Origin of the sequence: Paraliobacillus ryukyuensis, from assembly GCF_003315295.1 — a bacterium.
GTDB classification, from domain to species: domain Bacteria; phylum Bacillota; class Bacilli; order Bacillales; family Amphibacillaceae; genus Paraliobacillus; species Paraliobacillus ryukyuensis.
On record NZ_QNRI01000002.1, the window covers coordinates 389,158 to 404,114 of the forward strand.

Below are 14,957 nucleotides of genomic sequence, written 5' to 3' on the forward strand. Positions count from 1 at the left end.
TTTGAATGTAAGTTTATCATGTTGAAACGGATAAATACTGTGGTATATGTCACATGTTCTTTGACATAAAAGTTTAAAAAACTGATATAGCAAGTGCCTATAATCTATTATTTTTTTATATTTAATAGAATTTTAATGCTGCAATTAATTACACAAAAAAAGCCATCAAATAGGATTTCCCTATTTGATAGCTTTCGTTAACAATAGATTAAAATGGAGCGTAAAAACTATTTTGAAATTCACTTAGTAAATTACCTAGTAGACTGTCACCAATAATGAAAAGAATAATACCCATAGCAACATAGGTAATTACCACGCCATAGACGGCATCAAGTTTACTAGTTGCAGGTGCTTTTGTTTTTAATGAGAAGACCGTTGCCATACTTGCAATAGAAGTTAAACTAATTGCTAATAACATTAAAATGCTACTAAATGTAATACTACCGATTAATGCAAATACCCATGTAGCGAGTGCGATGGCCGTTGGTAACACCATTAGTGACCCGAAAGATGTCACGACGTACATGAAACTCACATCTGCCTTCATTAATTTAGCTACACCAAATTTCACTGCAATTAACACTGCGAAGAAAATAATTAAGATAAAGAACGGTTTAATTACTATATCAGCAAAGGAAGGACTCATAAACCCATGCATCACAACACGTGCACTACTGTATATGTACAACGGTAAAAATAGTGAAAAAAGCACGATTGTAATGATAGCATTGATTTTATCTCTTTCCGTAACTTGTTTACTTGTTGTAAATGGATGTGCTAAAGCATTTGGAATAAAGCTCCAATATTGTTTAGCGATTGTCTTTCCTTGCACTACATAATCATTTGTTGCTTCCGTCTTGCTAGCAGTTGCCTTCGTTTGAACATCGGTTACTTTGGCACCACAATTCGTACAAAATTTTGCGTCTGTCTCCAAGGGTGCATTACATTGTGAACAATACATATAAAATCGCTCCTTTGATAATTTAATAGTTTGCGGTCACTTCGTCAAAAATTACTGTGTTTTAACTTTACGTTCAACTGTATTTTCAGGCTCGAATGACCATAAGCTGTAATAATCATTGACATACCAAGCGCCATCTTCTTCGTTATACAACATTTCAATTGATAGGTCATCGACTTCATCTGATTTTTCTACATCTTCATCGTCTGCATAATAAGAGGCCACATCACTAAAGTGTAGTTGTGCATCAACTTCTAGACCAAATGTGTCATCGTCTTCGAAAAGCGAGAAACTGTCTACATCGACAACGGTTTTATCATATGAACCGGTCCATCGTTTATCCCAATCATTCATATTGTCATATTCAGATGTAGCATCTTCGTTGTATGCATCAGTTGTAGTTGTAAAAAGGGATACATCTCTTGCTTTTGTTGCGTCGACATATTCGCCAGCAAAGCCATGAATCGTATTAACAATTTCTGTTTGTATCTCTTCAGAAAACGGAGAAGGAACAGCTAAATCCATATAACTAGACTCAATTGGTGTTTTTTGAGATTGTGCTTCTCCCCAAGGGAAGGTAAGTACACTATGTGCTGCTATCGAGCCATCGACAGAAACAGGTCCAAATTGGTTATCTTCTGAAAGGTCAATCGCCTTATCATTAACAAAAAAAGATGTGGATGTTGCAATGTCTTCATATTCAGATGATAAAGATACGTATTCGCCATATAAGGATAAATCTAGTTGTTGATGTTGATCATAAGGTGCTAATAATTGCAGTTGAACATTGTTTTCTAAAACTGCATAATCATTTTCATAGCTAGCGGATACTTGATAATTTCCTGGCAAGAACGGACCGAATTCTTTCGTATATGCTTCCGCATCACTCACTGCTAACGCTTCGTTATTGAGCATGAGATGTACATCTTTCATATTTGTACGAACTTCAAAATAAAACGGCATCACTTCAATTGTATAATGATCATAAATAAGTGCTGTTTTCCCATCTTGTTTAAGTGAAAACACTCTACTTGATTCTGGCGTATTCCCTGATTCGTAAACCGAAGCTTGTGCGCGTAAATCTTCGGTGAAATACTGTTGAGAAGAAGGCGTTTCTTCCGTGTATTTCATAAATTCCGAAAGGTTTTCTTCCGTAATTTCTAACCGTTTATCTCCAGCAGTAAGCAGATCTGCCATCGCTTTTGCATCTTGATCAGCTAATGCTTGCTCAAAACGATTAATTAAACGATCTTTATCAGTTAGTGTTGCACCGATTTGATAGGTAACGATAAGTAAGATGATTGCAGCAATAACGCTGCTACCAATAACTTTCTGTTTTCTGGACAAACGTTTAATTCGACTGACCAGTGATTGTTTCGCTGATTCTTTCGAGATAGTATTATCCCTATGTACTTGCGTTGTTTGTTGGACAGACGTTCCACATTCTGGACAAAAATTTGCTTTTGACTTTAATTCATGTCCACATTCCTTACAAAAATGATTCATTAACACATCATCCTTCCTTTAGTTGTATTTACCGCAAATGCGACTTGGTTATTATCGGCAACTAAAGGACAAAAATAAAGGAGTTTATAGAAGTTTGTATGGTTTTCTAGCGAATGGAAGAAGGAGGAAAGAAAGGAGGCATATAGTAGAAGAGGGATAGCAAGAAGAAAAGACTTATCGTATTAATTGGAATATGAACCTAAATAAAAACTGGTACAATCGTTGCTTCGATTAGCATCGATCATACCAGTTTTTATAATGAACGAAATCAATAAAGACGTTTATAACCATCAAAGTGTTTAGCCCAATAACGATTATCTAAACTAGTTTGTTTGACTCCGCTGGAAGAGGCATGAATAAAGGTATTATTGCCTGCATAAATCCCAAGATGTGAAATACCTTTCTTATAGGTGTTTTCAAAGAATACGAGATCGCCAACTTTGGGTGTGTTCACATAATAAGAACGGTTATAGTAGCCACTACTAGATAAGCGGTTGATATCTTTACCTGCTTGATTATAGACGTGATAGATAAAGCCACTGCAATCAAAACCTTCACCAGGATTTTCCCCACCATATACATAAGAAGTCCCTATGAATGATTTAGCTGTTTGAATCAGTTTATCTACATTATAATCAACTTGGTCTTTCTCTGTCGGTTTTTCATTCACATTCGTTTTAGGCGCAGGAGCTTTTTCTTGTTCAGATACAGCAGAACTATTAACTGACAAGACTTGTCCAACACGGATAAGGTCTGATGATAGATTGTTGATATCCTTTAGTTTGGTAATGGACATGCTATATTTCTTACTAATTTTCCACAGAGAATCTCCTGACTTCACGGTATATGTAGCCGTAGCGCGTTTCTCTGACTGGTTCGATTTATCTTTCGTTTCTTTAGCAGTTTTTTCTTTTGTTGCGTTTGTATTAGAATCAGGCTTTGCCACTATGAACACATCATTTGGGTAGATCAATGTTGTGTCTAGTTTGTTCCATTCCATAAGATCTGTTAGTGAGATATTATGCGCAACAGCAATTTTACTCAGAGAATCGCCAGCTTTCACGGTATACGTTTTTTGGTTGGCTGACGAAGAGGAAGTGGTTTCTTTTTTTTGGTTCACTTTCTTGTCATTTGTCTTTTTGCTAGATGAACCATCTAATTGAAGTACTTGTTTTGGAAAGATAAGATCATTTTTTAAATCATTAAGCGATTTTAAACTAGCAATAGAAGTTTGATGTTTATGGGCAATAGACCATAAAGAGTCCCCAGACTTTACGGTGTAAGACGCTGCATCTACGTTTGATGGATTGGCTGCTAAACAAGAAGCAATGACAGCACCAGTAGTGAATGCTACTAGTTTCTTTTTCACTTCGTATACCTTCTTTCTGTTATCATTTTCTTTTATTCTACCAAAAAATACATGGTTTTTAATAGTTTTTTGAAAATAAAATTTCATAAAGCGAATTTATACGAACCAATGGGTTACTGGCTTAGGCCTTCCAAGGAAAAAACCTTGAGCGTAAGATATCCCTAATGCACGTGCGGTTTCAAATTCTGCTTCTGTTTCCAACCCTTCTAAAATAAGTTGTACATTATTTGTTTTACAATATTGGAGAAAAAATTGGATTAATTGTTGTTTCTTAGTAGACTGATCTAATTTAGTAGAAAAAAGACGATCTAATTTAATATAGTCGAGATCCAATTTGATCATCATATCAAAGTTCGCGTAACCTTTGCCAACATCATCTAGAGCAATGGAAAATCCTTTTTGTTTCAATTGGTTACTCACATCAATTAGATCGTCAGTATCTTCTACAAGTTCAGATTCAGAAATCTCTAGAACAATTTGTTCTGGATGAATTTGGTGTTCTTCCAGTCGTTGCTGAAGAAAATCTTGAAAGTCTGGTCGAACAATTGTTGATGGAAATACATTCAAAAATAAATTGAAGTTTTCTTCACTAGCAGAAAGGTGACGATAGGTATCCAATGCTTTAGTGATTGACTTACGGTCCAATTCATGGAGCTTGTTGGCTTTTTTCGCTTCAATAAATGTACATTCAGGATTTGGAAAAACGGAAGAACGTAATAATACCTCGTACCCGATTTTTTTATTGTGCTCTACTGCAATGATTGGTTGAAAATGGTGGTGGGATAGTGAATCTTCAATGAAGGTATCAATTAACATACATACAACTCCTCGTTTACCAGATGCTGTTACAAAAAAAGGGTGAACCTATAGCTATAGCGATAGGTTCACCCTTTTAGTGTTGTTACTTCGGTAGCTTGGCTATCTTAGCATCGCTTTTCATTGATTGCCTTAGATCCATAGCTTTGCGTCCTCATCTTTCGATAAGTTTGCCATTATCGGTAAACCAGATATATTTTTTCCAATATGTTAAAGTATACCAAAAAACGACAAAACATCAATAAAAATTACAAAAATATTACTTTATATTCAATTGATCTGGTAATTTTAGAGCTGAAAGTCATTGTCGTTAGGATAGTTATTAGGTTACTCGATAGAAAATGTTCCTTCAAAAATAGACTCTTTTAAAGGTCGACGAGGAGATGGCGCTTCACGGTCCTGTAAGGTAGGGGTTAACGTTGTTTTATCCCCTTGATATCCAAGTGCAACAACAGCGTGCAATTCGTATTCATTTGGAATACCTAGAACTTCGCGGGCTTTTTCCTTATCAAATCCTCCCATTGGATGTGTTGCTAGACCATTCTCAAGTGCTTGTAATGTCAAAAAGCCAAAAGCTGTGCCGGTATCAAATGTATGCGCACCAGCAGCTTTTTCTGAAATTAGTAGAATTAACACAGGTGCTTGCTCACACCATGTACGATTGCCGTCCAAAATAAACGAATGGAATCGCTCACGATCTTCTTTCGTTCGAGCAATAATAAAACGCCAAGGCTGGCTATTCATACTAGATGGTGCCCAACGTGCAGCTTCCAATGTACTATATAATAGTTCTTCCGAGATTTCTTTATCAAGAAATGCTCGAGGTGACCAACGATTAATAAATTGATCATGAATTGAAAAATCTGGTTTGCGGTTATTTTGTACTGACATAAAAAATACCTCCATTAATATCTTCTTTTTTCTAGTATACGGCGATTTTACTTAGATGATCAAAGATTATACATTTTCGATTCAGAAAACGTTGATTATCTTTCTTCTAATTATACTAGACCGGTTCAAGACATTTGTTATATAAAATGTGTATCTGAGTATCTGCTAATTGAAAGAAATTCTTTATTAAATGGGATAGAAAAATAATAAATGTTCCTTCAGTAATACTAAGTTTGTAAGTTAACTAAATTAATTTTTCCTGTGATTAATAAAATAACTTTATAACAACTAGGACAATAGTTATAATAATTCTTCATTTTTTTACAAACAATTCTCCTATAATCTGTTTAAAATCTCGACAATTCTTGCTATAATATGAATAATGTTTTTGGATGAATTAGTTTTGAAAGAATGCTAGTCATCCTTATTATTATGTTTTTGTTAATGTTAAGAAAAAATTCTACCTTCATGACCAGTTATTATGATGCACAACTCGAAAATATAATCTAGTTAGAAAAAAGCCATCCTTTTTAGATTTTAGCAGACCGTTTACCGCAAATATAGAGAATGTACTTTAGACGTATCACCAGAAAAACGTTCCACCTCCTGATAATATCTTTGTTAAATTACTAAATAAAACAATTCGCTTCAACATAAGGTTTTCATAAACAGCCTATTTACTATGGATTAATAAACTCAATAGTCATTATCATAAGAATTAATTTTATACAGTCTACTTAAGTGAAATGATAGCATTAATGGTTAAATTGTACTTCTTAAACATAGCGTTAAGTTTTGTAATTGATAAAAGTTATATTTGAGAATTGTATATGGTTATATAGAATGCACAATATATGATGAGTAATGAAAATCTTATTGTGAACCTACCGGTGAGAGTAAAAAGGAAAAAATTTTTAGGTTTATTTTAGTTCAATAATGAGATAGGATGAAAATAGAATATTCAGTGTGGTTATTGAAGGAAAAGGGAGGAAGAAAAATTGAAAAAGGTACGTAAAGCGATTATACCAGCGGCTGGTCTTGGCACGCGATTTTTACCAGCAACAAAGGCTATGCCAAAAGAAATGTTGCCGATTGTTGATAAACCCACAATTCAATATATTGTTGAAGAAGCGGTTGCTTCTGGCATTGAAGATATTATTATTGTAACAGGTAAAGGTAAACGAGCAATTGAAGATCATTTTGATTTTGCCCCAGAGCTAGAACAAAATTTACGCGAAAAAGGAAAAAACGAATTACTTCGTAAAGTAGAAGAATCTACAAAGCTAGCTGATATCCACTACATTCGTCAAAAAGAACCAAAAGGGTTAGGGCATGCAGTTTGGTGTGCGCGTAAGTTTATTGGAGATGAACCCTTTGCTGTACTGTTAGGCGATGATATTGTACAAAGTGATGTGCCATGCCTGAAGCAATTAATTAATCAATATGAGGAAACAGAATCTTCTGTGATTGGTGTACAACAAGTTCCACAAGAGGAAACACATCGCTATGGTATAGTCGATCCTAATGGACAAGCAGGTCGTCGGTATCAAGTCAGTAATTTCGTGGAAAAGCCTAAAAAAGGAGCGGCTCCATCTAATTTGGCGATTATGGGACGTTATGTGTTCACACCAGAAATTTTCAGATTTTTAGATCGTCAACAAGTGGGAGCGGGTGGAGAAATTCAATTAACAGATGCAATTCAAATGTTAAATGAAATTCAAAAAGTATATGCCTATGACTTTGAAGGTAGACGCCACGATGTAGGCGAGAAATTAGGTTTCGTGCAAACAACGATAGAATTTGCACTTCAGAATAAAGAAATTGGCTCAGAAGTAAAGCAATTATTGCAGTCCTTAGTTGAAGAAATGAAAACCACATCAAAATAATTGATTTGCGAATTAAAGAAAGAAGGATGTAATCCTATGTCTTATCGTCTAAGAATGACATTACTAATTTTATTAGATTCTATTATTGTGATGGCAGCAATTATTGTGGCTGCATGGGTAGTATATCCATCTTCCGTTGTTTGGTCGATGGATATTATCCTTATGACTTCCGTGATTTTATTATTCTGCCATCATATTTTTGCCATTATTTATAAGTTATATAATAAAGTATGGGCGTATGCTAGCGTGGGCGAACTCGTTGCTATTGTTAAAGCTATTACGTTTAGCACGATTACAACGACATTGATACAGTATCTCATTAATGACTTTACAGTATATCGTCGTGCCTTGGCAGTTACTTGGATGATGCAGATCATTTTAATTGGAGGATCTAGGTTTGTTTGGCGTGTCTTCCGAGATCGATTTATCATAAAAGCAGATGATAAAAAGCGAACATTAATCGTAGGTGCTGGAGCTGCTGGAGCGATGATTGCTCGACAGTTAAAAAATGAGGCGCAGCACAATGATCTATACCCAGTAGCATTTGTAGACGATGATTTTACTAAATATAAGATGCAGATTTATAATATCCCTGTATTAGGGAAAACAATGGACATCCCTAAAATTGTTGAAAAGCAAAAAATTGAACATATTGTTATTGCGATCCCTTCTCTCCGTAATGGCGAATTAACGGAATTGGTTAACCTTTGTAATCAATCAGTTGCTAAAGTGCAGATCTTACCAAAAATTGAGGATATCGCTAGTGGCCGTGTGTCCGTCAGTGCTCTCCGAAATGTAGATGTTGAGGATGTTTTAGGTCGAATGCCTGTGCAACTTGATATTACTATGATTTCAGAATATATCACAGGGAATACCGTTATGGTTACTGGTGCTGGAGGTTCCATTGGGGCAGAGATATGCCGACAATTAATGCGATTTACGCCAGATAAAATTTTACTTGTAGGACATGGCGAATTTAGCATTTACTCAATTGATATGGAATTACGCCAACATTTCAAGGACGGATCTACGGAAATTATTCCAATTATTGGAGATGTTCAGGATCGTGCCCGTATTTTTTCCATTGTAGCACAATATAAACCGATGATTATTTACCATGCAGCTGCACACAAGCATGTACCATTGATGGAACACAATCCCCACGAAGCAATTAAGAACAACGTAATTGGGACGAAAAATGTCGCTGAAGCTGCTGATCACTATGGCATTCATCGGTTCGTATTAGTATCAACGGATAAGGCAGTTAATCCAACTAATGTAATGGGTGCTACTAAGCGGTTAGCAGAGATGGTTGTGCAAAATTTGGCGAAACATAGTAAAACGAAATTTGTCGCTGTTCGTTTTGGTAATGTGTTAGGAAGTCGTGGTAGCGTAATCCCTTTATTTAAAAAGCAAATTGAAAAAGGCGGACCGGTTACTGTCACCCATCCAGAAATGACTCGTTACTTTATGACAATTCCAGAAGCATCTCGTTTAGTTATTCAAGCGGGAACATTAGCACAAGGTGGAGAGATTTTTGTGCTCGATATGGGAGAGCCAGTGAAAATTGTTGACCTAGCAAAAAATTTAATTAAGTTATCAGGTTATACAGAAGAAGATATTCCAATTGAATTTTCAGGTATACGTCCGGGTGAGAAAATGTATGAAGAGTTACTTGGAGAAGATGAGATCCATCCAGATGCTGTTTATGAGAAAATCTATGTTGGAAGAACGGTTGAAGTTGATTTCGATCGAGTGTATCAATTAATTGAGCAGTTCTCACAATATGATAATGTACAGTTGAAAAACGCGCTAATGGCTATTGTTTATGCAGATAGAGATTTGTTAGTTGCCACAAAAGGTCTTTAAAGAATCAGTTTGAATATAAGCTATCTTCTGTAAAATGGATTTTTCTATTTAGATAAATTTTTTTGTGATGCTCCTTATTATTATAAATTGATATTAGGTTTATTTTGAGTCACATCTTTGTTATTAGAACGTGAGGTAAGAAAACAACGTATTGATTAAAATATAATATAAGACCGAATACGGAGGCGATTTATTCAGCCTCTAATACTTTTGTTAATATTGAGAACCAGAGACTCTGAGGGATAAGGTTTTACGACGTTTTCAATAAGAATTAAGATTGATTGAATATATGTTGTGGTTAAGTATGTTCTTAAGATACTAAATATAAAGATGAACTAATTTGCGCATACAATATCAGTCCGTTGATCGCCGCGAAAAGTCTTTAATATCAATATTTTGAGAGAGATCTGGTATTGAAATTACAAACTTTTATGTATTTGAAACTGAACCAACGTAAGTATGATGATAGGTTAAAGTGTATATAAGTCAAATGTTAAAAAATAGTTTCATAGAAAACAAAAATATACGCGATTAAGAAGCTACTACAACACAAATGCCATTCTATCCAGTAGATAGACTTTAAACAAGAAAGGATAATGGGAAAATGGTAGACAACAAAAAGATATGGTTAGCTTCACCACACATGAGTGATGAAGGTTATGAAATGAAATATGTACAAGAAGCATTTGATACTAACTGGATAGCCCCACTTGGGCCAAATGTAAATGAGTTTGAAAAAGAACTAGCGGCTAAAGTTGGTTCAAAACATGCTGCAGCTATGACTTCTGGAACTGGGGCAATCCATCTAGCTCTTAAAGATGTTGGCGTTGGTCAAGGCGATATCGTACTCTGTCCAACATTAACGTTCTCTGCTACAGCCAATCCTATCATTTATCAGAACGCAACTCCTGTTTTTATCGACAGTGATTACGAAACCTGGAATATGGATCCTATAGTATTAGAAACGGTCTTGAAGAAATATGGTGACAAGGTGAAGGCTGTGATAGTTGTACATTTATATGGGCTTTCTGCTGATATGGGCAAGATTATGGAGATTTGTAATAGGTATAACGTAACAGTTATTGAAGATGCAGCTGAGTCTTTAGGTGCTTATTATAAAGGAAAACATACCGGAACTTTCGGTGAGTTCGGGGTTTTCTCGTTTAATGGGAACAAAATCATTACTACATCAGGTGGAGGAATGCTAGTTTCTGATAATGAAGAGAAGATCAAGAAAGTTAGATTTTGGTCTACTCAATCTAGAGATGTGGCAAGGCACTACCAACATAGCGAATTAGGGTATAATTACCGAATGAGTAATGTCGTTGCTGGAATTGGTAGAGGACAACTCAAGGTGCTAGGCCAGCGAGTGGCTAAGAAGAAGTACATCTTTGAGTTTTATAAGAAAGAGCTTGGACATTTAGAGGGCGTTGATTTCATGCCGATTAATGAATGGAATGAGCCTAACTATTGGCTGAGTGTAATGACACTAAAAGGTAAGGTAAGACCTCTTGATGTGATGGAAACTTTGGATAAAGAGAACATTGAATCAAGGCCTGTGTGGAAGCCCATGCATATGCAACCGTTTTTTGCTGAATATGATTATATAGGTTCAGGTGTGAGTGAGGAATTGTTTGAAAACGGTGTGTGCTTGCCATCTGATACAAAGATGACTGATGACGATCTTGAGAGAATTTGTGGAATTATAAAGGGACTATGGTGAGAAGTGGGTGCTATTTTATGCAGAGTAATGCTAAAGAAGAAGTTACACAGAACAAAGGAATATATAGTAGGTTTCTCAAAAGGTCAATGGATTTGATGTTGTCTTTTATGGCAATTTTCGTTTTAAGCCCTGTACTTATAATTGTTGCAATTCTTGTTAGATTTAAGCTTGGTAGTCCGGTACTATTTAAGCAGAAAAGGCCTGGACTTAATGAGAAGATATTTACTATGTATAAGTTCAGAACAATGACAGATGAGAAAGATGAGAATGGAGAGCTGCTTTCGGATTCAATTAGACTCACTAAGTTTGGAAGAATCCTTAGATCTACTTCATTAGATGAACTCCCGGAACTGTTCAATATTCTAAAAGGTGATATGAGTATTGTTGGACCGAGGCCTTTGCTAGTTCAGTACTTAAAACTTTACAATGCACATCAAAAGAGAAGACACGAAGTAAGACCTGGTCTTTCTGGGCATGCTCAAATAAATGGACGTAATGCTATCAGTTGGGAAGATAAATTTGATCTTGATGTTGAGTACGTAGATAATGTGAGTTTCCTTGGTGATTGGAAGATTATCTTGGTTACTGTAAAGAAAGTATTTGTTAAAGAAGGTATCAATTCAGATACATCAGTTACGATAGAGGAGTTTAAAGGAAGTGAAATTAACAATTAAGATATTGAAACTACTGCAACTTTAATTTCATTACTTCAGAGAGGAACGTACTGTTCATGAAAGACAAACTGATTGTTATTGGTGCCAGCGGCCACGGAAAGGTTGTTGCTGACATAGCAATAAAAATGAATAAGTGGAAAAGAATTGTATTTCTCGATGATGATGAGTCTGTTAAGGCATGTATGGGTTTACAAGTTATCGGTAAAACTGGTGATGCTTTTGCCCATAAAGATAAAGCTGATTTCTTTGTTGGAATAGGTAATAAAGCTGTTCGAAAAAAAATTCAAGAGAAGCTAATGGAGGAAGGATTAAATGTAATCAGTTTAATTCATCCAAATGTAGTAATTGGTACTGATGTAGACATCGGAGTTGGAACTGCAGTAATGGCAGGGGTTGTGATTAATAGCTCTACAAAAATTGGAAAAGGTTGCATTGTTAATACTAGTTCTAGTATAGATCATGATAATGTAATTGAAGATTACGCGCATATTTCCCCAGGATCAAGGACTGCAGGAAACGTAAGAGTAGGAAATGGAACTTGGCTAGGAATAGGAAGTGTTGTAAGCAATAACGTAAAGATATGCAGTGGTTGCAAAATAGGTGCAGGTGCAGTGGTGGTTAATGATATTACTGAGCCTGGGACATATATTGGGGTTCCAGTTAGGAGAATTTACAGATGAAACAGAATGTTTGGATTTGGAATCACTATGCTACAAATATGTTTTTCGATCAAGCTGGAAGACATTATTGGTTTGCTGAAAATCTTATAAAAGAAGGATACAAGCCTGTGATTTTTTGTGCATCGACAAATCACTTTTCAGATAATCATGTTGATACCCAAGGGGATATGTATTCTATGGATTCTTTGAATAATATTCCTTTTGTTTTTGTTAACACACCTACGTATAAAGGAAATGGAAAAAAAAGAATTTTGAATATGATTTCTTTTTATAAAGGTCTTATTAAAACTGCGAGAGCGTATGCAAAGTTAAATGGTAAGCCTGATATCATTATTGCTTCAAGCGTTCACCCATTAACGCTTGTCGCGGGGCTTAAGGTTGCGAAAAAGTTAGGAGTACCTTGCATTTGTGAAGTGAGAGATTTATGGCCTGAAAGTATAGTAGCTTATGGTTCATTAAAGAGAAATAGTATGATTGCTAAGTTGCTATATCAAGGTGAGAAATGGATTTATAAGAAAACAAATTCAATTGTTATGACTTGGGCAGGTGGTAGTCAATATATCGCTGATCAAGGTTGGGATAAACAGGTTGATTTAAATAAAGTAAAACACATAAGTAATGGTGTTATAATTGATTCTTTTGATAAGAATGCAGAAGAAAATAAGATTAACGACTTAGACTTAGAAAATAAAAATCACAAAAATTTAGTTTATGCAGGTTCTATTAGAAAAGTAAATAACTTAGGCCTTTTATTAGATGCAGCAAAACTAGTTCAAGAAAAAGATCAACAGATAAGGTTTTTAATTTATGGATCTGGTGATGAAAAAGAAAATCTCGAGAATAGATGTAAAAAAGAGAACATAAATAATGTGATTTTTAAAGGTAGGGTTGAGAAGAAGTTAGTTCCATCAATTTTAACAAGATCTTATGCAAATATTTTGCACAACTCGAGTACCTCACTTGATAAATACGGACAAAGTCAAAACAAATTTTTCGAATACATGGCTGCAGGTAGATGCATAATACAAACTTATACAACCGGTTATAGCATTTTAGAAAAATATAATTGTGGCGTTAGTGCTGTTAAACAAAGTCCTGAAGAAATAGCGAAAACAATTTTAAAAGCATGTAAAGATGATAAAAAAGCTATGCTAATGGGACAAAATGCAAGAATAGCAGCGCAAGATTTTGACTTCGGAAATTTAACTAATGAACTCATTGAAATTATAGAAAATGTATAAATAAGGAGTGGATTTTTTCATGAAATTATACGACAAGTTGATAAACAAAGAAGAAAAAATTTCTGTAGTGGGATTAGGGTATGTTGGTATGCCAATAGCTGTGGCTTTTGCTAAAAAAATTGACGTCATTGGTTTTGATCTTAATGAAAATAAAGTTGAATTATATAAGTCAGGAATAGACCAAACAAATGAAGTTGGAGATGCTGAAATTAAGAGAACTACTGTAGATTTCACATCTGATGAGACAAAATTAAAAGAAGCTAAATTTCATATTGTAGCTGTACCTACCCCAATTAATTCAGATAAAACCCCCGATCTTTCTCCTGTAGAAGGTGCAAGTGAAATTGTAGGACGTAATTTGACTAAAGGTTCTATTGTGGTTTATGAATCAACAGTGTATCCAGGAGTAACGGAAGACATTTGTGTTCCAATTTTAGAAAAAGAATCAGGACTAAAATGTGGAGTCGATTTTAAAATTGGATACTCACCAGAAAGAATTAACCCAGGAGATAAAGTGCATAGACTTGAAAATATAATAAAGATTGTATCAGGTATGGATGAAGAAAGTCTTGATGAAATAGCTAAGGTTTATGAATTAGTTATAGAAGTTGGTGTTCATAGAGCAGGATCTATTAAGGTTGCCGAAGCTGCTAAAGTAGTAGAAAATAGCCAACGTGATATAAATATTGCCTTTATGAATGAGCTAGCAATGGTATTCGATCGCATGGGTATTGACACAAATGAAGTTGTTGAGGCTATGAATACAAAGTGGAATGCTCTTGGATTCACACCAGGACTAGTTGGTGGACACTGTATTGGAGTAGATCCTTACTATTTTGTTTATGAAGCAGAGAAGTTGGGATACCACAGCCAAATTATTTTATCAGGCAGAAAAATTAATGATGGTATGGGTAAATTTGTTGCGGATGCAATAATTAAGAAGCTTATCTTAGCAAATAAAGTAGTTAGACAAGCAAAAGTTGTGATATTAGGAATAACTTTTAAGGAAAACACTCCAGACACAAGGAATTCAAAAATAATAGATATCGTAGCAAGTCTTAAAGAATATGGTATCGATCCAGTAGTAGTCGATCCAGAGGCTGACGCTGATGAAGCTAAACAAGTATATGATATTGATCTAATTGATATTAAAGAAGTGCATGATACTGACTGTCTTGTGCTTGCAGTTGCACATGATGCCTTTAAGCAGATGAGTTGGGATGAAATAGATAATTTGTATGGAAATTTTGATGATAATGAAAAAGTCCTTATTGATGTTAAAAGCATTTTAAATCGTAATGAGATTATAGAAAAAGGATATAGTTATTGGAGATTATAATG

The 14,957-nt window shown here is 35.0% G+C and carries 12 protein-coding genes and 1 riboswitch; of the genes, 7 read left to right on the forward strand and 5 right to left on the reverse strand.

Annotated features, from left to right (window positions below; all coding sequences use genetic code 11):
- Positions 1 to 208 precede the first annotated feature (208 nt).
- The 5 genes from DES48_RS05120 to DES48_RS05140 all read right to left on the reverse strand — a co-directional run bounded on the left by DES48_RS05120 (position 209) and on the right by DES48_RS05140 (position 5,543).
- The gene (locus DES48_RS05120) at positions 209 to 961 is read right to left on the reverse strand and encodes a zinc ribbon domain-containing protein (RefSeq protein ID WP_113867392.1); all 753 of its coding nucleotides are present in this window, start codon (positions 959 to 961) and stop codon (positions 209 to 211) included.
- Between the two features lie 51 nt (positions 962 to 1,012).
- Positions 1,013 to 2,467, reverse strand: a complete 1,455-nt coding sequence (locus tag DES48_RS05125) for a zinc ribbon domain-containing protein (RefSeq protein ID WP_113867394.1) — start codon at positions 2,465 to 2,467, stop codon at positions 1,013 to 1,015.
- Positions 2,468 to 2,735: 268 nt separating this feature from the next.
- A complete protein-coding gene (locus DES48_RS05130) occupies positions 2,736 to 3,836 on the reverse strand; it encodes a C40 family peptidase (protein ID WP_245911299.1) in 1,101 nt (366 codons plus the stop codon).
- A gap of 96 nt (positions 3,837 to 3,932) precedes the next feature.
- Positions 3,933 to 4,652: an EAL domain-containing protein gene (locus DES48_RS05135; RefSeq protein ID WP_113867398.1), complete on the reverse strand. Its 720-nt coding sequence runs from the start codon at positions 4,650 to 4,652 to the stop codon at positions 3,933 to 3,935.
- A gap of 89 nt (positions 4,653 to 4,741) precedes the next feature.
- Positions 4,742 to 4,837: riboswitch (cyclic di-GMP riboswitch) on the reverse strand.
- Between the two features lie 142 nt (positions 4,838 to 4,979).
- Positions 4,980 to 5,543, reverse strand: a complete 564-nt coding sequence (locus tag DES48_RS05140; protein ID WP_245911300.1) for a nitroreductase family protein — start codon at positions 5,541 to 5,543, stop codon at positions 4,980 to 4,982.
- Between the two features lie 998 nt (positions 5,544 to 6,541).
- Here DES48_RS05140 and galU point away from each other — a divergent pair.
- From galU to DES48_RS05175, 7 genes are all read left to right on the forward strand, one after another.
- The gene (gene galU / locus DES48_RS05145) at positions 6,542 to 7,429 is read left to right on the forward strand and encodes a UTP--glucose-1-phosphate uridylyltransferase GalU (protein WP_113867402.1); all 888 of its coding nucleotides are present in this window, start codon (positions 6,542 to 6,544) and stop codon (positions 7,427 to 7,429) included.
- A 36-nt stretch (positions 7,430 to 7,465) separates the two neighbouring features.
- Positions 7,466 to 9,298 carry a polysaccharide biosynthesis protein gene (locus tag DES48_RS05150; RefSeq protein ID WP_113867404.1) on the forward strand — a complete coding sequence of 611 codons (1,833 nt, stop codon included), beginning with the start codon at positions 7,466 to 7,468 and terminating at the stop codon, positions 9,296 to 9,298.
- A 604-nt stretch (positions 9,299 to 9,902) separates the two neighbouring features.
- Entirely contained in the window at positions 9,903 to 11,021 is a 1,119-nt protein-coding gene (locus DES48_RS05155; RefSeq protein ID WP_113867406.1) for a DegT/DnrJ/EryC1/StrS family aminotransferase, read from the forward strand.
- Positions 11,022 to 11,038: 17 nt separating this feature from the next.
- The gene (locus tag DES48_RS05160) at positions 11,039 to 11,695 is read left to right on the forward strand and encodes a sugar transferase (RefSeq protein WP_113867408.1); all 657 of its coding nucleotides are present in this window, start codon (positions 11,039 to 11,041) and stop codon (positions 11,693 to 11,695) included.
- Positions 11,696 to 11,751: 56 nt separating this feature from the next.
- Positions 11,752 to 12,375, forward strand: coding sequence for an acetyltransferase (locus DES48_RS05165; RefSeq protein ID WP_113867410.1), 624 nt, complete (start codon positions 11,752 to 11,754; stop codon positions 12,373 to 12,375).
- Positions 12,372 to 13,616 (forward strand): glycosyltransferase family 4 protein, encoded by a 1,245-nt coding sequence (locus tag DES48_RS05170; protein ID WP_113867412.1) that lies wholly within the window; start codon positions 12,372 to 12,374, stop codon positions 13,614 to 13,616. Before DES48_RS05165 ends, DES48_RS05170 begins: the two co-directional genes overlap by 4 nt.
- Positions 13,617 to 13,635: 19 nt before the next feature.
- Positions 13,636 to 14,955, forward strand: a complete 1,320-nt coding sequence (locus DES48_RS05175) for a nucleotide sugar dehydrogenase (protein WP_113867414.1) — start codon at positions 13,636 to 13,638, stop codon at positions 14,953 to 14,955.
- Positions 14,956 to 14,957: the final 2 nt, after the last annotated feature.

Excerpts from the sequence above, each read along its gene's own strand:
- DES48_RS05120 (WP_113867392.1), bottom strand. The coding sequence starts at position 961 with ATGTATTGTTCACAATGTAATGCACCCTTGGAGACAGACGCAAAATTT.
- DES48_RS05125 (WP_113867394.1), bottom strand. The coding sequence starts at position 2,467 with ATGAATCATTTTTGTAAGGAATGTGGACATGAATTAAAGTCAAAAGCA.
- DES48_RS05135 (WP_113867398.1), bottom strand. The coding sequence starts at position 4,652 with ATGTTAATTGATACCTTCATTGAAGATTCACTATCCCACCACCATTTT.
- DES48_RS05140 (WP_245911300.1), bottom strand. The coding sequence starts at position 5,543 with ATGTCAGTACAAAATAACCGCAAACCAGATTTTTCAATTCATGATCAA.
- DES48_RS05150 (WP_113867404.1), top strand. The coding sequence starts at position 7,466 with ATGTCTTATCGTCTAAGAATGACATTACTAATTTTATTAGATTCTATT.
- DES48_RS05155 (WP_113867406.1), top strand. The coding sequence starts at position 9,903 with ATGGTAGACAACAAAAAGATATGGTTAGCTTCACCACACATGAGTGAT.
- DES48_RS05160 (WP_113867408.1), top strand. The coding sequence starts at position 11,039 with ATGCAGAGTAATGCTAAAGAAGAAGTTACACAGAACAAAGGAATATAT.
- DES48_RS05165 (WP_113867410.1), top strand. The coding sequence starts at position 11,752 with ATGAAAGACAAACTGATTGTTATTGGTGCCAGCGGCCACGGAAAGGTT.
- DES48_RS05170 (WP_113867412.1), top strand. The coding sequence starts at position 12,372 with ATGAAACAGAATGTTTGGATTTGGAATCACTATGCTACAAATATGTTT.
- DES48_RS05175 (WP_113867414.1), top strand. The coding sequence starts at position 13,636 with ATGAAATTATACGACAAGTTGATAAACAAAGAAGAAAAAATTTCTGTA.